The 19,426-nt window shown below is 62.6% G+C and carries 16 protein-coding genes and 1 pseudogene; 3 read left to right on the top strand and 14 right to left on the bottom strand.

The features are described 5' to 3' along the window. Nucleotides 1-5: 5 nt before the first annotated feature. Nucleotides 6-3,200: pseudogene (locus tag M5B43_RS27360) on the bottom strand (autotransporter-associated beta strand repeat-containing protein); the annotation flags it as partial. A gap of 386 nt (nucleotides 3,201-3,586) precedes the next feature. Between M5B43_RS27360 and M5B43_RS21095 the strand changes: the two are divergent. Continuing rightward, on the top strand, nucleotides 3,587-5,395 hold the full coding sequence (locus M5B43_RS21095) for a monovalent cation:proton antiporter-2 (CPA2) family protein (RefSeq protein ID WP_248751937.1): 1,809 nt from the start codon (nucleotides 3,587-3,589) through the stop codon (nucleotides 5,393-5,395). Nucleotides 5,396-5,467: 72 nt separating this feature from the next. Then, nucleotides 5,468-6,022, top strand: coding sequence for a hypothetical protein (locus M5B43_RS21090; RefSeq protein WP_248751929.1), 555 nt, complete (start codon nucleotides 5,468-5,470; stop codon nucleotides 6,020-6,022). A gap of 235 nt (nucleotides 6,023-6,257) precedes the next feature. Here M5B43_RS21090 and M5B43_RS21085 read toward each other — a convergent pair whose 3' ends face one another. The 4 genes from M5B43_RS21085 to M5B43_RS21070 all read right to left on the bottom strand — a co-directional run bounded on the left by M5B43_RS21085 (nucleotide 6,258) and on the right by M5B43_RS21070 (nucleotide 9,057). Further along, nucleotides 6,258-6,977, bottom strand: a complete 720-nt coding sequence (locus tag M5B43_RS21085; RefSeq protein WP_248751928.1) for a phospholipase — start codon at nucleotides 6,975-6,977, stop codon at nucleotides 6,258-6,260. Nucleotides 6,978-6,989: 12 nt separating this feature from the next. Further along, on the bottom strand, nucleotides 6,990-7,745 hold the full coding sequence (gene cobF, locus M5B43_RS21080) for a precorrin-6A synthase (deacetylating) (protein WP_248751927.1): 756 nt from the start codon (nucleotides 7,743-7,745) through the stop codon (nucleotides 6,990-6,992). A 108-nt stretch (nucleotides 7,746-7,853) separates the two neighbouring features. After that, nucleotides 7,854-8,426, bottom strand: a complete 573-nt coding sequence (locus M5B43_RS21075; RefSeq protein ID WP_248751926.1) for a histidine phosphatase family protein — start codon at nucleotides 8,424-8,426, stop codon at nucleotides 7,854-7,856. A 76-nt stretch (nucleotides 8,427-8,502) separates the two neighbouring features. Next, nucleotides 8,503-9,057, bottom strand: a complete 555-nt coding sequence (locus M5B43_RS21070) for a DUF4865 family protein (RefSeq protein ID WP_248751925.1) — start codon at nucleotides 9,055-9,057, stop codon at nucleotides 8,503-8,505. 93 nt (nucleotides 9,058-9,150) lie between these two features. On the opposite strand from M5B43_RS21070, the gene M5B43_RS21065 reads away from it, so the two are divergent. Beyond that, nucleotides 9,151-10,017, top strand: coding sequence for a LysR family transcriptional regulator (locus M5B43_RS21065; protein ID WP_248751924.1), 867 nt, complete (start codon nucleotides 9,151-9,153; stop codon nucleotides 10,015-10,017). Here the strand turns inward: M5B43_RS21065 and M5B43_RS21060 are convergent. From M5B43_RS21060 to M5B43_RS21020, 9 genes are read right to left on the bottom strand one after another with little or no spacing between them, the layout of a single operon-like run. Beyond that, nucleotides 10,014-10,991, bottom strand: a complete 978-nt coding sequence (locus tag M5B43_RS21060; protein ID WP_248751923.1) for a LysR family transcriptional regulator — start codon at nucleotides 10,989-10,991, stop codon at nucleotides 10,014-10,016. The genes M5B43_RS21065 and M5B43_RS21060 overlap by 4 nt on opposite strands. 39 nt (nucleotides 10,992-11,030) lie before the next feature. Continuing rightward, nucleotides 11,031-11,963 carry a peptidylprolyl isomerase gene (locus tag M5B43_RS21055; protein WP_248751922.1) on the bottom strand — a complete coding sequence of 311 codons (933 nt, stop codon included), beginning with the start codon at nucleotides 11,961-11,963 and terminating at the stop codon, nucleotides 11,031-11,033. Next, nucleotides 11,960-12,439: a YbjN domain-containing protein gene (locus tag M5B43_RS21050; RefSeq protein WP_248751921.1), complete on the bottom strand. Its 480-nt coding sequence runs from the start codon at nucleotides 12,437-12,439 to the stop codon at nucleotides 11,960-11,962. Before M5B43_RS21050 ends, M5B43_RS21055 begins: the two co-directional genes overlap by 4 nt. 20 nt (nucleotides 12,440-12,459) lie before the next feature. After that, nucleotides 12,460-13,086, bottom strand: coding sequence for a DNA repair protein (locus M5B43_RS21045; RefSeq protein ID WP_248751920.1), 627 nt, complete (start codon nucleotides 13,084-13,086; stop codon nucleotides 12,460-12,462). A gap of 18 nt (nucleotides 13,087-13,104) precedes the next feature. After that, the gene (locus M5B43_RS21040) at nucleotides 13,105-14,805 is read right to left on the bottom strand and encodes a putative porin (protein ID WP_248751919.1); all 1,701 of its coding nucleotides are present in this window, start codon (nucleotides 14,803-14,805) and stop codon (nucleotides 13,105-13,107) included. Between the two features lie 42 nt (nucleotides 14,806-14,847). Further along, on the bottom strand, nucleotides 14,848-15,549 hold the full coding sequence (locus M5B43_RS21035; protein WP_248751918.1) for an energy transducer TonB: 702 nt from the start codon (nucleotides 15,547-15,549) through the stop codon (nucleotides 14,848-14,850). Nucleotides 15,550-15,552: 3 nt separating this feature from the next. After that, nucleotides 15,553-15,978, bottom strand: a complete 426-nt coding sequence (locus M5B43_RS21030) for a biopolymer transporter ExbD (RefSeq protein ID WP_248751917.1) — start codon at nucleotides 15,976-15,978, stop codon at nucleotides 15,553-15,555. 11 nt (nucleotides 15,979-15,989) lie between these two features. Next, nucleotides 15,990-17,789, bottom strand: a complete 1,800-nt coding sequence (locus tag M5B43_RS21025) for a MotA/TolQ/ExbB proton channel family protein (RefSeq protein WP_248751916.1) — start codon at nucleotides 17,787-17,789, stop codon at nucleotides 15,990-15,992. 25 nt (nucleotides 17,790-17,814) lie between these two features. Beyond that, nucleotides 17,815-19,398 carry a ShlB/FhaC/HecB family hemolysin secretion/activation protein gene (locus M5B43_RS21020; RefSeq protein ID WP_248751915.1) on the bottom strand — a complete coding sequence of 528 codons (1,584 nt, stop codon included), beginning with the start codon at nucleotides 19,396-19,398 and terminating at the stop codon, nucleotides 17,815-17,817. Between the last annotated feature and the right edge of the window lie 28 nt (nucleotides 19,399-19,426).

Below are 19,426 nucleotides of genomic sequence, written 5' to 3'. Positions count from 1 at the left end.
ATGATGCCATTGACCAGTCCGGTCAAGGTCAGGTCGGCGCTGCCGCCGATATTCAAGGCCCCGCCCACATTGAGCAGGTTATTCAGGCTGACGGCGGTGTTGGCATCCAACGTGGTATTGGCTGCCGTGTTCAAAGAACCGCCATTGCCCAGCGCGGTATTGGAGCCGACCACCAGCGTACCGGCGGTGAGCGCCGTGTTGCCCAGGAAACCGTTATTGCCATTGAGGGTCAGGTCGGCCGCACCGTTTTTGGTCAGGCCACCGATGCCATTCACATTGCCATTGAGCGTCAGGGCATTGCTGCCACCGAGCGTCAGGTTACCACCCAGGTTGATGGCATTGCCCAGGGCAACGCCCGTACTGGCGTCCAGTGTGGTACCCCCTGAAGCGTTCAATAAGCCAGAGCCCAAGGCTGTATTGGAACCGACAGTCAATGAACCGGCGCTCAGCGTGGTGGGCCCGGAGTAGGTGTTGGCGCCACTGAGCGTGAGGTTCGATAGGCCGGTTTTGATCAAGCCGGCGGCCCCACTGATCACACCACCGAGCGTCAGCGGGTTGGCGCCGCCTGCAGTCAGGTTGGCATTGAGGGTGATCGTGTTGTTGACCGCCAGCGCGGCATTGTTGTTCAAGCTGCCCGCACCCGCCACGGTCAGGGTGCCCGTGCCCAGCGCAGTGGCGTTACCCAGCGTCAGGCTGCCGGCATTCAATGTCGTGCCGCCCTGGAAGGTATTCGCACCGTTGAGCACCAGGCTGGAAGTACCATTTTTGATCAGCGCCGAGGCACCATCGATCGCACCACTCAGGGTCAACGGGCTGGTCCCTGCCAGCGTCAGGTCGGCCCCCAGGTTGATGGCATTGGCCAGGGTCACACCGGGGCTGTTATCCAGCGTCGATGCACCGGACACGCTCAGCGCACCGCTGCCCAGCGCTAGGTCATTGCCGACGTTCAACGTGCCGCCATTGAGAACGGTGCCGGCCAGGAAGGTGTTGGCCCCACTCAGAATCAGAGCCGCCGTACCGTTCTTGGTCAGGCCGCCCGAGCCGCCAATCACACCGGACACACCGAGGTCATTGGTACCGGCAATATTCAGGTTGCCGGTCAGGTTAATCCCATTGTTGACACTGACTGCGCTGCTGGCATCCAGCGTGGTGTTATCGGCCGTGCTCAATGTGCCGCCGTTGCCCAGGGCGCTATTGTTACCGAGGGTCAGCGAACCGGCATTGAGGCTGGTATTGCCGGTGTAGGTGTTAGCGCCACTGAGGTTCAAGGCAGCCGTACCGTTCTTGATCAAGCTACCCGCGCCGGAGATGACACCGTTCAAGCCCAATGCTTGGCTGCCACCCAGGGTCAGGGCGCCGGTCAGGCCGACGGCGTTGGTCAAGCTGACGGCGGTGGTCGCGTCCAGCGTGGTGCCTGCGGAGGTGTTCAGGGCACCCGTGCCCAATGCGTTGTTGTTGCCCACCAGCAAGGTGCCGGCGGCCAAGGTGGTCGCCCCGCTCTGGGCGTTGTTGCCACTGACCGTCAAGGTGCTGGTGCCGTTCTTGACGATACCGCCACCCCCCGACAACGTGCCGGCCAGGGTCAGGTTATTGCTGCCGACGGTGGTCAGGTTGGCGTTCAGGCCCACGTTGTTGTTCAAGGTAATTGCGCTGCTGCTGTCCAGTGTCGTCCCGCCATTGACGGTCAGTGCCCCCGAACCCAGCGCATTACCGTTGCCCAGGATCAGGCCACCGGTATTCAAGTTGGTCGTGCCGCTATACCCGGCATTGATACCGTTGAGCGTCAGGATGCCACCACCGTTTTTATTGATACCTCCGGCGCCATTGATCGCGCCTGCCAGGGTCAGGCCGCCGTTGCCACTGATGCCCATGCCACCGTTGAGGGTAATCAGGTTATTGAGACTGATCGTCCCCGGTGCCGACAGCGTCGTCGTCCCGCCGAAGGTGACCGCACCGGTGCTGAAGGCCTGGTTATTGAGCAATTGCACCGACCCGCCGTTGAGGGTGGTATTGCCGGCGTAGGTGTTGGCCCCGCTCAGGGACAGCTGGCCAGTGCCGGCCTTGGTCAAACCGCCACTGCCGGAAATCACCCCACCCAAGGTCATGCCGTTGGCGCCCTGGACAGTAAGGCCGCCGCTGCCCAGCGCAACCAAATTGCTGAGGGTCACGCCGGCATTGCTGGCCTGGATAATCCCGCCGTTGGAGGTCAGTACACCGCTACCAAAGGTTGCCGCGTTATTGAACAGCGCCACACCGCCATTGAGGGTGGTGGCACCGGACACCAGCGGGCCTTGCAGGGTCCAGGTACCGCTGTTGATCGCGAGGTTGTTGAAGTTGATGTAACTGGCGCTGGAAGCCGTGCCGGCACCACTGGTACCGCCGCCGACACCGATGGTGTTTTGCAGGATCAGCGAGTTATTGCCACCCGCCCCACCGTCCACTTGCCCGGTGGGCGCAAAGGTCAGGTTCACACCGATCAGGCCACCCAGGCTGAGCCCGACACCACCGCCGGAGCTCACGCTCGACCCGGTGACAGCCGTGAAGGTGTTGGTGCTTGCGGCCCCCATCGACACCCCGCCCGAGATGACCCCGGTATTGGTAAAGGTGTTGCCGGAGCTGGAGGTTTCAAAGGCGACACGCCCTGTCAGGGTGCCGTTGTTGACGAAGTTGACTTGCGAGCCGCCCTGCACCGCGACCACGGGGGTGTCAGAGGCAAACAACGTCAAATTGAGCAGCGACGTCGAGCCGATGGAACCGTTGTTAGTGATGTTCGTGACACCACCCGCACCATTGACGACATTCATCGCCATGCCGTTGAGGGAGGTCAGGTTCAACCCCAAGACATCGCCAGTACCGCGAATAATCCCGGTCAACGTGTTGGTGATATTCACCGTCGAAGCGCTGGCGTTACCCAGCGACAACCCACCACTCAACAACGTCACCGCGCCCAGGAACGCCGGGTCGATGGTGCCCGAGTTATTGAATGTGAGGTTATTACCAGTGAGATTGAGCGCCAGCCCACCGAGCGTGGCGTTCATTTGCGCACCGCTGTTGACGTTGACGGTCAAGCCGTCGACGGCACTGGCGAAGGTGTTCAGAAACAGCGGCAGCGACGGCACACCCGTACAGGTCACGGTGGCGCCCGCCGTGGGGCTGGCGGGCGAACACGCGGCCATCGCTTCAGGGCCGGACAACCCCATCACCAGCCCGGCCACGGCGAAGCGGATCGAAAGAGAAAGCGCAGAAATACGAGGTGTAACGCCCACAACAAGTCTTCTTTCCACGTTCAACTCCTTGGTGGTCCAAGCCTTTCATCCATGAATGCGCAGAAGCTCAACCCAAATACCCACACGCATCGAATTCGAAACAGCTGACCGTGATGACTACTGATTCATTTTTTCGAAACGTTAGTAGACCCACGGAAAAGTCATTGAATTAAATGGTATTAATACTTTCGCGAAAGCCGTTCATAAATGGTTTTACAGCCAACATTCATTGACTGGCGCGACAAAAACACAAGTTTCAAAATGTGAAAAAGCGCTCTAATGGCGCCCTGTCGATTCGCTTTAAAGAACCGGAGTTCTCCATGCCCCATGAAGGCAACCTGTTACAAGCAGCCGTGGTGTTCCTGCTCGCCGCCGTGCTGACCGTGCCTTTGGCCAAGCGTCTGCAACTGGGCGCGGTGCTGGGCTACCTGTTCGCCGGTGTGATCATCGGTCCATCGGTACTGGGCCTGGTCGGCAACCCGCAAAGCGTGGCGCAGTTCTCTGAACTGGGTGTGGTGCTGTTGCTGTTTATCATCGGCCTGGAGCTGTCGCCCAAACGGTTATGGGTGATGCGCAAGGCCGTGTTCGGCGTCGGCCTGGCCCAGGTGTTGCTCACCGGGCTGGTCATGGGCGTGGTGGCGTTGTGGCTGTTTGGCCAGTCGTGGAACAGCGCCATCGTGCTGGGTTTGGGCCTGGCGCTGTCCTCCACCGCCTTTGGCTTGCAAAGCCTGGCCGAACGCAAGGAACTGAACCAACCCCACGGGCGCCTCGCCTTTGCCATCTTGCTGTTCCAGGACATCGCGGCGATCCCGCTGATTGCCATGGTGCCGCTGCTGGCCGGCAGTGATCATCCGACGACCGACGCCCAGGGCCTGCAGCACGTCCTGCAGATTCTGGGCAGCATTGCCGTGGTGATCATCGGCGGGCGCTACCTGTTGCGCCCAGTGTTTCGCATCGTCGCCAAGACCGGCCTGCGCGAAGTGTCCACCGCCACCGCCCTGCTGGTGGTGATCGGCACGGCCTGGCTGATGGAGCTGGTGGGGGTGTCCATGGCCCTGGGAGCCTTTCTCGCCGGCCTGCTACTGGCGGACTCGGAATACCGCCACGAGCTGGAATCCCAGATCGAACCGTTCAAGGGCCTGTTGCTGGGGCTGTTTTTTATCAGCGTGGGCATGGGTGCCAACCTCAGCCTGTTACTCAGTACGCCGTTGGTGGTGATTGGCCTGACCCTGCTGCTGATCGGTTTGAAGCTGCCACTGCTGTACGCGGTCGGCCGCCTGGTGGGCGACCTTAATCGCGAAAGCGCCTTGCGCCTGGGCGTGGTGCTTGCAGCAGGCGGTGAATTCGCCTTCGTGGTGTTCAAGATCGGCCGCGACCAGGGCTTGTTCGACCCCCACCTCTACGACGTGCTGGTGCTGACCATCACCCTGTCCATGGCCGTGACCCCGCTGTTGCTGTTGATCTGCCCGAAGCTGTTCAAGCCCAAGGTCAAGCCCGTGGACGTGCCCGAGGAATACCGCGCCATCGAAAGCGACGCGCCGCGGGTGGTCATCGCCGGCATGGGCCGCATGGGCCAGATCGTGGCGCGTATCCTGCGCGCGCAGAACATCTCGTTCATCGCCCTCGACACCTCGGTGGAAACCATCGAACTGACCCGCAGTTTTGGCGGCATGCCGGTGTTCTACGGCGACCCCCAGCGCCCGGAAATCCTGCATGCGGCCAAGGTCGACCAGGCGGAATTTTTCGTCATCGCCATGGACGACCCGGAGATCAACATCAAGACCGCCGCACTGGTGCGCAGCCTCTACCCGCACATGAAGATCATCGCCCGCGCGCGTAACCGCCAGCACGTACACCGCCTGGTGGACCTGGACGCCTCACCGGTGCGTGAAACCTTCTACTCCAGCCTGGAAATGAGCCGCCGCACCCTGGTCGGCCTGGGTTTGTCCCAGGCCCAGGCCGATGCACGCATCGACCGTTTCAAACACCACGACCTGCAACTGCTCGCCGCCCAACACGCGGTGTACGACGACGCGGCCAAGGTCATGCAAACCGCCCAGGAAGCCCGCACGGAACTGGCACGTTTGTTTGAGATGGACAGACTTGAGGAGGAGTCCGACAAGGTGTAAGCCCGAGGATGAACGATATTGCGAATTTTCTGACAGAATACGCCGCAATTTCGTTCATCCCTGGAGCGCTTCATGGCCACTTTCACCAAGACCGCAGCCCTGCTGGCCCTTGCGCTTGCCGCCGGCAGCGTATTCGCCGCCTCCAAGCCGGCCACACAGACGATCTCCACCTTAGCGGGCAAGTTCACCTTCAACTTGCCCACTGCCTACCGCGCCGACACCCTGCCCTCCGGCAAGGCTGAAGATGGCACCGCCGACACCCAAGGCACCCTGTACGCGAACTCGACGACGAAAAGTGTAGTGATCGTCGCCGAAACCGTGCGTAACGATGGCGCAACGATCAAGGACAATGACCCGCAATTCCTCGACGGCGCCGTGGCTGATTTCGTCAAGGACCAGAGCGCTGCCCTGCCCGACTTCAAGAAGCTGGGCGAGAAGAAACTCACCTACAAGGGCCTCGGCCTGCGCCAGGTAGACAGCACCGCCACCCAGGGCGGCGGCAAGACCTTGAACTCCACCTTCCTCGGCGGCTCCGGCAACCACTTGCTGGTGATCCAGGCGATTTCACGAGGGGATGACGTGAAAGGGCATGCGGAGTTGGTGAAGCAAATCACCGGTGGGAAATAACCCGATTTAATAGACAACCACGATCACATGTGGGGCTTGCTCCCGATGAGCATCGGTATCTACACAACCTTTGAAGGCAGTCATATTCCCCTGTGGCGAGCGGGCTTGTCACAGATTTTGCGTTCGACGGTAATTGTGTAGCTACCTATGCCCCGATAGCGGTGGGTCAGTCTCAATATCTTTGACTGGTACACCGCCATCGGGGGCAAGCCCCCTCCCACATTTTCGACCGAGCTTACTTCAAGCTTTTCTCCAACCAAGCTTTCAGGTCCTGCACTTCTGTCTCGCTCACCGTATGCGGCATCCCCGGATACCCGTGAAACTCGGGCTTGAGCCCCAGCCCCAGCAACACCTCATTCGCCCGCATGGCCGACACATACGGTAGCGCCTGGTCCAACGTGCCGTGGCCGATAAAGATCGCCAGTTTACCCAGCGCCTCATTGGGCTTGAGCTCGGCCTTGAGCACCGGCAACACACTGCCACTGAGCGCCGCAATACCGCGCAGCAACTCGGGCTGACGCAAGCCCACTTCGTAAGACATGATCGCGCCCTGGCTGAACCCCACCAGGAACACGCGATCGCTTTGGGTGTGGTACTTGGCCGTGGCCTGCGTCACAAACGCCTTGATCAGCTTGGCGCTGCTTTGCAAGTCGGCCGACTCGCCATCGTAATCGCCGTCACCCGGCTTCCTGGCAAACCAGCGATAGCCGTTGGGGTCCACCGGCAACGGGGCACGCGCCGACAGGTAAGTCCAGGTGGAAGGCAACGCGTCCTTGATACCAAACAGGTCTTCCTCGTTACTGCCGAACCCATGCAGGAAAATCACCAGCGGTTGGTTGCGTGCATCGCCCTGGGCCTGCTCCAGGTACGCCAGCGGCAAATCGGTGTGCAACGTAGAATCGGCATGGGCGGCGCCTGCTATCAGGGTGAGCGCCAGGGCAAACAGTTTGAGCATGGGGAAACGACCTCAGGGTTTGCGCAGCAAATAAGTGTCCATGATCCAACCATTGGCCAGCCGCGCGGCCTTGCGCACCCGTTCGATCTCTTCAGCCACTTGCGCCACTTTGCCGCTGATCAGGATCTCGTCCGGTGTCCCCAGGTAGGCCCCCCAGTAGATATCCAGGTCCTGGTCGGCCACGGTGCGGTAGGAATCTTCGGCATCAAGCATCACCACCAGGGTATCCGCGTCACCCACCCGCCCCGCCGCCAGACGGCGCCCGGTGGTGATCTCGATGGACTTGCCGATGCGGTTCAGCGGCACCTTATGCTGGGCGGCCAGGGCCTGCACGCTGGTGATACCGGGGATCACTTCGAACTCAAATACACAGCGGCCACTGGCAAGGATCGCCTGCAAGATACGGATGGTGCTGTCATACAACGCAGGATCACCCCACGCCAGGAAAGCCCCCACTTCACCGTCGGCCATTTCCTCGTTGATCATGCGCTCGAAGGTCTGCTGCTTGTCGCGGTTGAGGTCCTGCACGGCGGTGGTGTAGTCGACATCGCCGCGCACGCGCTCCGGGCAATCGGCCTCGACAAACCGGTAGCCAGGCTCGGTGATGTAGGTCTGGCAGATCTCACGGCGCAGGTCGATCAGCTTGTCCTTGCTCTGGCCCTTGTCCATCAGGAAAAACACATCCGTGCGGTTCAGCGCCTTCACGGCCTGCATCGTGATGTAGTCAGGGTTGCCGGCGCCAATGCCGATGATCAGGATGCGTTTCATGGGTTGCTCTCAATGCGGGGCGTGGATTTTGCCATGTTATGGCGTTGACCTGCTGGGTCAAATCACCTCGTAGCGCCAGGTGATTTTGCCGTACATCGTCTTGACCATTCAGCCCCGCCCGATTGACGCCTCCAGCCGCAACCGCCAGCGCCCGTTGAACCGCAGTTCAACCGACGACAACGGCTCGATATCAATCGAGCCGAACATCGCCGGGGCGCATTGCAAGGCGTGCAGCAACGCCGCCCGGATCACAAACGGGTGGGTCACTGCCACGACATGGCCAGGCAACGGTTCGAGGGAATGCAGCCATCGGCCCACCCGTTCGCACAATTGCCCCACGGACTCGCCGCCATGGGGCGCGGCACGGCTGTCGCACAGCCAGTCGTTCAATGCCGCGGGTTCGGCCTGCTGAATGTCGTCGAGGGCCTGGCCTTGCCAACGGCCAAAATCACACTCGCGCAATAACGGTTCGACCTGTGGGTGCTCGGTGAACATCAACGCCGTCTGCCACGCGCGCAATTCCGGGCCGCAGAGCACGCGGGGGGCACGCTTGAAGCGACCGACCTCGGACAACACGGCGGCTTGCCAGTCCATGTCCAGCGATTCGTCCAAGGCAAAACGCCCGCGTTTCTGGGCTTGGGTACGGGCATGGCAGACGAGCGTCAACCGGGTGGCGTGCATCGCAATGTCACTCTGCTTTGGCGCACAGGTGGCGCAGTCGCGCCACTGTATTCGGCCTCACACACCTATGCCAGTGCTAGATCCCGGGACGGGCCAGGTAAAACACTTGATAGCCCGCTCCAGGATGCCCCGCCTCCAGCGCCTTGCTCGATAGAGTGATCCGCACCAGGCGCCACGCCTGTACATCCAGCGCCAAGAGCACCGCAAACGTGTCGTGGCTATCGGCCAAACGCTGATTACGCGCTTTCTCCTGGGCCAGTATCGCGGCCCGATCCGCTCCCGGCGCCAACGCCCACTCTTCCCGGTACAGGCTCAACGCGCCGTGTGCCGGGCCACGCTGCACGTCCAGAGGCAGCCAGCTCTCGATATGCGGTCGGCCAAAGCTGTCGAGCACCCGGTCAAAGCGCTCGCCCAACAAGAAGTCGGCGGCTTGCAGCGGGTCTGACCACAGGTACACCGACGAGTAGAGGTTACCCACCCCCGCCTCCTGCCCACGTTCCTGGGCGACAAACGCCTTGAACAACAAGCCCTCGGTGTGATCCCACTGCGGCCCCAATTGCGCCGCACGCCGGCGAATCACGCCCATGTCGTAGTCGGCGGGCAAGCGGTGTGAATACTGTTTGGCAAACATGAAAAAGCTCCCGTGCAAGATGAGGCTTCAGCTTGCGCAGCGGCGATGATTTCAACAAGATATGCCCAGTTATATGTGCGATAAGGATTCGAAATGACTGACGCGCTCAAACCCCTGGATATCGACACCGTCCACGCCTTCGTACGGGTGGCCGATTTCGCCAGTTTTACCCGCGCCGCCGAAGCCCTCGACACCTCCCAGGCCGCCATCAGCCTCAAGCTCAAGCGCCTGGAAGAGCGCCTCGGCTACCGCCTGCTGGAGCGCACGCCGCGCCATGTACGGTTGTCGCCCCAGGGTGCGCAGTTCATCGTGGCCGCCCGCGCCCTGCTCAATGCCCATGAGCGCGCCCTCGGCGACATGCGCCCCCATGCGCCCCGGCGCCTGGTCATTGGCATCAGCGACCATGTCGCCGGCCCCGACTTGCCCACCTGGCTCAGTCGCATCAACGCCTACGACCCCTTGGTGATCCTCGAAGTGCGTATCGCCTCCTCCCGCGACCTGATGGCCGCCTTCGACCGCAACGAGCTCGACGCCGTCATCGTGCGCAATGAAGGCGAGCGCCAGGACGGTGAAGTGCTGGCAGTGGAGCGCTTTGGTTGGTTCGCCGCGCCCACCTGGCAGCACACCCCAGGCACACCGCTGCCCATGGCGACCATGGCCGCGCCTTGCGGCGTTCGGCAGTTGGCGACGCGGGCATTGGATGAGGCGTGTATCGATTGGACCGAAGTCTTTGTCGGCGGTGGCGTGATGGCCGTCGGTGCGGCGGTGAGTGCCGGGTTGGGTGTGGCCGCCCTCGCCCATCGCGTGGCGCCGGCCGCTGCGGTGGACGTCAGCCAGGCATACGGTCTGCCCGCCTTGCCGGTGAGTGAAGTGATGCTCCATAGCCGGATCAGCGATGCGCGCTCTCGGGAAACCTTGCGGGCCTTGAGCGCGACCTTTCGCAGCGTGTTGCAGCGCTAATCAAACCACTCCCGCCGCCCCTCAAACGTACTGACGATCAAGTCCACAATCATCTGTACCGCCTCGGCCTGTTGCACCTGCGCATTCACCGCCAGCCACACCTGGCGTTGCATGCTCTGGTTCAACAAGCCTGGCAACGCCACCAACCCCCGGTCGAAACTGCCCATGTAGTGCGGCAGCAAACCGATGCAGGCACCGCAGCGGATCATCTCCAGCATCAGCGAATAAGCTTGCACCTGCACCACTGCGGCCAGGCGCTGGCGCACGACGTCATTCCAGGGCTGCAAGGCATCGACCTGCACGTCCGGCTGCCACTGCACCAGCATGTAGTCATCAAGGTCTTCGACGCTGTCGGGGCGAGTGGTCAAGCGCGAATAACGCTTGGCGATGTGCGGCAAGTACTGCAAACGCGCCAGGGCGCGCGGCGGCTGGGTCGCAAAGCTCGGGCCAGGCGCCGGGCCATCGGCGTCCGACAGCCACAACACCACGTCTACATCCACCGCTTGCAGCGACAGCTGGCTGTCGATGGAGATGATTTCCAGGCGCACACTGGCGTTGCGTCGCAGCAATGCAATCAAGTCGCGACCGAGGATGTCATGCAGGATCGGCTCTGCCACGGCCAGGCGAATCAGCGGTTGCTCTACCACCGGCAAGTGTCGCTCAAGGGTCAGGGCCGCCAACTGCGCTTGCAGCAACAGGCCGTCGCGGCTGAGCACCAAGCCATTGCCCTGGTAGCTGAACAACGCATGACGCAGGTGTTCTTCCAGTTGGGCCAGGCGTTTGCGCAACAGCGTCGCCTTGATATTCAAGCTGCGCGCCGCCTGCATGAAGCACCCGCATCGCGCGCTCACCAGAAAGTAGCGCGCCACCTCCGGTTCAATGTCATCAGCCAATGCCAGCCAGGCGCTGCGCGATTCATTTAGCGCGCGGTAAGGCACAGGCCCTTGCGAGCCAGACGGTTCCAGATATGCCATGGGTGACTCCCTGTCTTATGGGTCTTTGCAGCCAATCCGTTACTCCAGCACCTTGTTCAACTCGGCGCCGTCGATACTCAAGGTCGCCGTATTGAGCATGCCTTCCAGGTACGCCTTGGCGATCTGTTCCTGCCGCTGGGCGCGCAAGGCGTCGGTCAAGCGCACCCGCAGTTCATCGAGGGTAGCGGTGCGCGCCGGTTGCTGGGCGGTGAGCTTGAGCACATGGAACCCCGCTGCGCTTTGCACCGCCTCCGACACGGCGCCGACCTTGAGGCGCGACACGGCCTCACGCACCGCTGGCACCAGTTGCTGCAACGGTTGCAGACCCGAGTCGCCGCCCTGTTGCGCGGTCCCCGGGTCCTGGGAGTATTGCGTGGCCAGCGCGGCAAAATCCGCCGGCGCGGCCTGGGCCTTGCGGCTTAATTCCTGGGCCTGGCGGCGCACGGCATCGGCGTTCTGCGGGTCATTCACCGCGAGGAAAATCTGGCTGACTCGGTACAGTGGCGGCGTCACCCATTGCGCCTTGCCGCTGTCGTAGGCTTGTTGCAGTTCGGCGACGCTGGGGTATTCGGCGGGCACCTGGCTGACCGACAGCATGTAGTCGCGAAAGACGATCTGCTCGGCAGCCTCGCGAGTCTGGCGCTCCACCTCCGGGCGCTGGCGCCAGCCTTGGGCGTCGGCCTGTTCGAGCACGGCTTTTTGCGCCAGGCGTGAACGCAGCCACGTCTCCAGCGCGCCCCGGTTGCCACGCAACTGCTCACGGGTTTCGGCCGGCAGGCTCGCCAATACGCTTTGCAGTTCAGGCACGTCGATCTGTTGGTTACCCAAACGGGCAACCGCAGGCCCACTGTGTTCCGGGCCCACGGATTGCTGAGCAGCGACCGGGCCAGTGCCCGGTCGCAGACTCAACCCTACCGCCACGACCAGCAAGGTCAGCGCACCTGCGCCGACGAGCAGGGTTGGTTTTTTCACAGGACCGGCGCCTCTTCACTCACCGGCTCCGCGGCGGCCTGGGCCTGCAACTGCGCGGCTTGTTGGCTGTAGTCGCGCAGGTAGACGATAAATTCCTGCAGCAGGCGGTCCCACAACTCCAGTTGGCTGCGCAGGTGCGTGGCGCCAACACCGGCCACCACCACGTCCATTTCCATCAGCAGGAACTCCCCCTGCAACGACAAACGCGCAAAGCGGCGCGAGGCATTCCACACCTGGGCCAACCCTTCGGGCAACTCGCCCTGCACCCGCAGCGCGCAGCTGTAGGTGAAGTCCACGTAGCTGCCCTGCTCGGCCGTCGGGTTGCCGAAACGCACGGCAAAGCCGATGCCCTGGCTGGCGCTGAGCAGTTGCACAATGCCGTTCTGCTCGGTCTGGTTAACGCGGTAGCCGGCTTCCTGCAGCAGCTCGGTGAGGCTTTGAGGGGTGACGCTGGTGATCAGTTGAACATCGCTCATAGTGGTCTCTTCCTTGTTGATCATTGATTCAGGGCGGTGTGCGGAGCATCAAACCGATTAAGGTATAGCTCATCGCCGAAACCCTGGGCCAATTCTTCGAATTTGACCCGCGCGCCACCGGCAAAGGGTTGACGAATGCTCATCACCTCGGCCACATCGATTTTTTCGTAGGCGGCGAGGATCTGCTGGGCCACGCCGTACATCTGTTGATTCTTGGCTGAACATTGCTGCACTTGTGTGTCACGTTCAGTCAATTGCGCCTGCAAGCGAGCGCGTTCGGTCTCCTTACCCTTGGCCAGCACCAGCAGCTCGTCATACGCCTTCTTGAACGTGCCGATCTGCTCATTGCTCGCCGCCACCTGGGCTTGCGCCTGGCTGTGCAGGCTTTGCTGCTGGCCGGCCAGTTGCTCGGCGGTGCCGCGGGCTTTTTCCAGTTCGACAGTCAGTTGCTTGATCTGCGCCTGGGCCTGCTTGGCCTGGTTCTCCGCGGCAAGGCGCGCGGCGCTGGCCTGGGCCTGTTCGCTTTGCAGGGCCTGAAGCTGCTGGGTGGTGCTGCGCAGTTGCGTACGCAAGCGCTCTTCCATACCTTCGGCCGAGGCCCCGGTGGCAATCAGCATTAACAACAGCCCGCCTATTCGCATGTTCATGTGGTATCTCCCTGCGCATCAGAAGCGCGTGTTGAGTTCCAGTTGCATCACATCGACTTCAAACGGCGCACCGTACACTTCAGAGGCGCTCAACCAACGGGCACTGGCGTAGATGTTCTTGTCGATACCGTAGTTGCCGCCAATGAAGTAGCCCTTGGCGTTGGTACCACCAAGGTGAAACGAAGAGTCGTTGAAGCCATCGGGCAAGGCATCGGGCTGGATGTACTTGTAGCCGGCCAACACGTTCCAGTCGCCACGCTTGCGCATCTCCAAGGCGTTGCCTAGGGTGAACTGCACCATCGCCGCGTTGCCGCCACTTTCAAACTGGCCATCACGGTTGATGTTGTTGACGATCTGGCCTTCGCTGCGCTTGAGCATTTCGCCCTTGTCGTAGGCCAGGTTGTGAATGTAGTTGCCTTGGGTGCGCAGCTTGAAGTCGCTGGGCAGCTCGGCGTCCCACGTCAGGTTCAGGTCCAGCACATCGAACTTGGACGCCAGGCCCACAAACTGCGGTTGCGGGGTCAGGCCAGGGGTGGCCGGGTTGGGCGTGATGTCACGCTGCAGGAACACGCTGTTGCCCTTTTGCATGAAGGCCAGGCGCGAGCCGTCGCTGTCACAGGCGGGTTGGCCAGCCCATGGCGAGCACGGGCTGGAGCGTTTTCCTTCGATATCGTCGAAGTGGTAGTAGGCCACCGCGCCTTTCAGGCTGTTGCTGCGGTTGAGCTTCCAGTTGGCGCCCACCTGCCCGCCAAACAGCCATTTGGTGTCACTGTCTTCCTTGTCGAAACCGTTGCTGCTGGCGGCGTCCGAGGTGTACTCCACCGGGAATGCGCCAAGGGTGCCGAACACGCCCCACTCGCTGTTCAACGCATGGTTGAAGTTGGCGGCGATGCCGTCGAAGTTCAGGTCCGGGGAATACAGGATGTCGGTGGAATAGAACGGGTTGGTGAAGCGCCCCGCCGTCAGCGTCAGGTCGGGAGAGGCTTTCCAGCTCAAGTAGCCCTGGTCGAGCCAGATGTCCTTTTTGCCAAAGCCGCCGCCGAGGGTCTGGGTAGTGGACACCGGGTTGTTGTCCGAGCCGGTGCCAAGGCGAATGCCGGCCGTCCATTCCGGCGAGATCACGGCCTTCATGCCCAGGCGTGCGCGCAGGCGGAACAGGTTTTGCCGGTCCTTGGTGGTGTTGAGCAAGGGCGGCAACTTGGTGTTGGTGTCTTTGTTGACGTCGTAGGGGCCGCTCTCGTTGAGCTTGGCGTAGTCGACGATTTCATTACTGTTGTTGCCCGAGAAAAAACGCGACTCGTCGCGCAGGCGAATATCGCCGTCAAAGGTAATGCGCGAGACCCAATCCGGAAACGTATTGGGCTGGGCCCAGTTTTCCTGCTTGGCGGTGGACATCACTTCGGCTTTCACTTGGTCACGGATCTGGTCACGCACCGCTTGCGGTACGTACTGCACCCGCACATCGCCAGGCGCGGTGGGCGGGCCACTGGCGACCACCGGGGCCGCGTTGGCCTGGCGTGCCTGCTGGGCTTCCTTTTCGGCCTGGGCGATCAGCCCATTGGCAGTGTCCTGGGTCAGCACACCTTGCTGCACCAACAGGCGGATCAGGTTGATCGTGACGTTTTCCGAAGGCGCGACCGGCGCTGCCGACGCCTGGCCGACCAGGGTGGCGATGACCATGCCGACCGCCAGGGTCAGTCGATTCACGGGGGAAATCATGTGTACGCAACTCCTGTAGAAAACTGCAAAGAATGGGTTTGATCAATCCGGGCGTCGGCCCTTGAGCGACAGGCGCACCGGCATCGTCACGGCCGCCGGCACGCGTTGTGTGGCATGGGGCGCACGCAATGCCGCGAGCACTTGCGCGTCGGTCTCGGCGTCGCCGCTGGACTTCACCAGCTCGGCCCGCACCACCTCGCCCTCGGCGCTCAACCACAAATCGGCCTGCACCGCGTACGCCTTCTTGCGTAACTCCGGGTCCTCCCTCAACAGGCGCTGGAACAGCCCTGCCAAGTACTGCTTGTAAGTACCGGTGCCCAAGCCACCGCCGCCGGAACCGGCCATGCCGCCGCCCTTGCCCGCACCGATGTTGAAACCGTCGTTGCCGGACTGCGCATCGCCGTCGATCTGCATCGGGTTGGCCAGGTCATCGGCCGGTGACGGCGGCGCTTCCTCCGCCGGCTTGACCTCTTCCGGCTCGGGAGTCGGCACCGGCTCCGGGACTTTTTCTTCGACCTGGGGCTCAGGCTCCTTGGGCTTTTCCGGTGGTGGCGGCGGCGGTGGCGGCAGCGGGATAATGGTCGGCACCTTCGGCGCCTCGCGGCGTACGCCACTCATGTCGTTGGCCCACTGCCACAAGAACCAGGCGGCCACGGCGCCCAGCAGCAGGCCGGCGCCCCACTTCAACGGGCGCAACGGCGGCTTTTGTTTCACAGGCAACGGCGTCGGGATCTGTGCGGTCATGGTTCAGCCCTGGCTCGGTTTGCCGGTGACCAGCCCGACCTGGGACAGCTCCAGGCGCCGCAGCAAGTCGAGCACTTCGATCACCTTCTGGTACTGCACCAACGCATCACCGCGCACGATCACCGGAAAATCCGGGTTCTGGGCTTTCTCGATGCGCAGGCGTTCTTCCAGCTCGCCGAGGGTGACCGGGTAGGCATCGAGGAACACCTGGCCGCCGTCGTTGACGGAAATGGCCTTGGTCTTGGCCTCGGACAACGACACCGAGGCACTGGCCTTGGGCAAATGAATCTGGATGCCCGAGACCTGGGCGGTGGCGGTGAGGATGAACATCACCAGCACCACCATCAGCACGTCCACCAGGGGCGTAATGTTGATGCTATCGACGGCGGCATCTTCGTCATCGTCGTGGGAGGCGTTTACGCTAGCCATGGCGATTCTCCTCAGGCCGATACCGGCGCATGTTGGCCGCGCCGGTGCGCCGCTTCGCTGGACTGGCTCTCGCCATGCATCTCCGCCAGGCGCGTAATGAACTCGTCGACAAACACGCGCATATCCGCGCTGACTTCCTTGTTGCGCGTCACCAGGCGGTTGTAGCCGAACAGCGCAGGGATCGCGACGAACAGGCCCATGGCCGTGGCCAGCAAGGCTGCGGCCATACCCGGGGCGATGGCGTTGATGTTCACGTCACCGGCCATGGCGGTGCCGAGGAACACCACCATGATCCCCAGTACCGTGCCGAGCAGGCCGATATACGGGCCGCCGGCGATGGCGTTGGACAAGGTCGACAATTTGGCACTGAGCGCCTGGTTTTCACGGGTGCGCACGCCGTCCATGGAGCAGCGGATGGCTTCGATGGTCGCCGCCGAGACCGACGAAGTGTCGGCACCCTGGGCGCGGCGCGTGCGGATCTCCTTGATCGCCACGCGGTACAGGCGCCACAGCGAAGAATGGGTGAGGCGCTCGGCCAACACCGCGTCGTCGTAGTACATCTCCAGGCGCGTGCCGATCTGGGCAAACTCGCCGCGAAAAATCTCGTTGGCCGCACTCACGCGACCGACCATGCGGTTCTTGCGCAGCATGATGAACCACGACTGAACCATCATCGCCACCAGCACCAGGATGATCACCCAGGCATCCACCGGCACCGCCTTGAGCAGGAAGCCCAGGCTGCCAAAGCCGAAGCCTGACTGCTCTTCGTCCACGCCATAGGCCACCAGTTTCGATTCGGCACCCTGGGCGCTGGCATCGGCCAGCAACAGCGCGGCCGGGCGGGCCACTTTGGACAGGCGCACCTCATCGAGCGCCCCGGCGAACGGCAGGTGACCGCTGGCCGCCTCCGGCAAATCGGCACCGATAGCCAGTTGCGAATTGAACGCCGGCAGCGCCACCGCCAGGCTCGCCGTTTCACGGCCATTGACGTAGAGCGCGACTTTTTCGCCCTCGGCAGTGAGTGCCAGGTGCTGCCATTGGCCCGGGTTCAACGGTTGGGTCGAAACCGCGCGTTGCCCCTCCACCTCCACAAACGGCACGCCCTGGTTCGCGCCCAACAGCAGGCTATGGCCAGCGTCGCGACGCGCCAGCAGCACTTGCTCGCCACTGGCCTGGTCCAGGCGCAGCCAGGCGCTGAAGGTGAACGCGCCGCCGGCGGCGTGTTGCAGCGATGGGCTGGCCGGCAGCATCAGTGCCTGGCCGCTGAACTGCAAGGCGCGGCCGATCACACCGTCGATGGCGGCGCCCGTGGCGTTCAGCGCAGTGTTGGCATAGGCCGTGGTGTCCCGGGGCGGCGTGCCGTTGGCACCGTCAAAGTGGTACAGCGCGGTGTAGTTCGGATCGAACGTCAACTGGCCGTTAGCCGTGGCCGCCGCCTTCTGGTTGCCGTAGTACATCCAGATGTCCTGGCGCTGGCCACCTTCGACCTTGGGCACATCGACCCAGATCAGCGCCATGCCCATCAGCGGGTCGAAGCTTTCGATCTGGTGGTTGAACACGGTCTTGTCGTCGGCGCTCACAAAGCGCAGATCGGCACCGTCATCCTTGACCCCGTCAAAGGTGAAGTTGCCGGTGTGCAGGCGCACCAACAGCGCGGTGCGACCCAGGGCCTGGTTGATCGCGGCGCCTTGGGCCGTGGTGTCCACGGTAATTTGCTTGCGGTAGTGCCAATCGTCCTGCCACCAGGCGTGGGCGGTGGCCGGAAGCGTGAAGCCCAGGCAGATCAACAGGCTCAGAAATAGGCGTTGCATGGGTGAAGTCTCCGCAAAGAATGGGTCAGAACGTCGCCTGCACACTGAAGTGCAGCCGCGAGTCCTGTTTCTGGGTGTTCGGTCCATCGAGCAGCGGGTAGCCCCAATCCAGGCTGCCGGATAACCATTTGCTTAAACTGGCGCGGGTGCCCAGGCCGACGCTGGCCAGGCTGTATTCGTCTTCTTGTTCCGGCAGCGGATCACGCAGGCGCAAGCGCGCACCTTCGGCGAACGCATAGAAGCGCCACTCCTGCACATAACTGCCGAGGAACTTGGCCAGGGACGGCGTGCGCAACTCCTGCGACAACAGCACCCCCTCATCGCCCGTGCGCTCGGCCGCCAGGTAACCGCGTACCGAGGTGGCGCCGCCGGCGGAATACTGCTCGTTGGAAACCAGTGGTCCCGAGGCCAACTGGAAGCCGGCCTTGGTTGCCGACTGCCAGTCGTTGGCGAAGGTGTAGGTGTAGGTCCCATCGCCCTTGAGCACGGCGAAGCTGGGGCTGGCCTTGTAACGTTTGTATTCGAACTCGGCAGCGTTGCTGCCATAGCCAAACAATGCGCGAGTGCCGACCACCAGGTTCAAGCCCAGCCCCAACTGGGAGCGCTCGGTGTAGCGATAGCCGTTGTAGCCAAAGGTGAACGGTGCGTACTTGAGCGGCACCTGATCGTTGCTGGTGCCGAGCTTCAGTTGCTCGTCGAAGTCCTTGAAGTCGATCCCGAACGAGAACGAGTTGGCCCAGTTGCCGTCGGCCGGCAGGTTGTAGATCGCCGACACGCCATAGGAATGGCCTTTGCCCAAAACGTTGCTGCCACCAAGGGTCGCGATATTGCTGTCGGACTGGTAGCCGGAGAACTGCAAGGTCCAGCGCTCATCCAACGGCGCGCTGTAGGCGCCGGACCAGACCTTGGCATTCGAGCTGTCCTGGGGCGCCGTGAAGTAGGTCAGGGAAATGCTGTGGCCCAGTTGCCAGAGGTTGTCGTACCCCACGGTCGCGACCGAGCGCAGCTCCTCGGTGTCGGCACTGTAGTCGTTGTTCAGGCCGAGGCTGGCGTGCCAGGGGTTCTGGTCTTCCACTTGCAGGTCGACGTCCATGGTGCCCGGGCGCTGGCCTTCGCGTACCAGCGGCGTGACCTGCCGCCCCACGCCTTTGTTGAGCCCGGCGAGCTGAGTCTGCACGCTGGCAAAGTCCGGCACCGCACCTTCCTTCAGCGCCGGCACTTCTTCGCGGATCTCCACCGGCGAGTAATGCTTGGCACCCACCACCCGCACGCGGCCGACCTTGGTTTCGCTGACTTGCAGGTAGACGATGCCGTCATCGACCTTCTGCTCCGGCAACTCGACAAACACCGATTGATAGCCCCGGGCCTGGTAGATCTTCTGCAGCGCGTCGCGGGCGCCTTCGATATCGTCCAGGGTCTTTTGCGGGCCCAGGAACGGGTACACCGCCTCTTCGATGGTCGGTGCATCGAGCACGGTGTTACCACGCACGAAGTACTCGTTGACGTCCACCCGACGCACCGCTGCGGCCTCGTCGGCCAGCACCGGCTGAACCACAGCCCCAAGCGTCAAGCAGCACAGCGCCAGCGTTGACTTGAACAGATGCTCCACACCGCCCCCTGATTTCCGAAAATTTTGC

Origin of the sequence: Pseudomonas sp. MWU15-20650, from assembly GCF_023242475.1 — a bacterium.
Lineage (GTDB): Bacteria > Pseudomonadota > Gammaproteobacteria > Pseudomonadales > Pseudomonadaceae > Aquipseudomonas.
The sequence above is the reverse complement of the archived record's forward strand: the minus strand, read 5'-3'. Positions and strand labels throughout refer to the sequence as shown.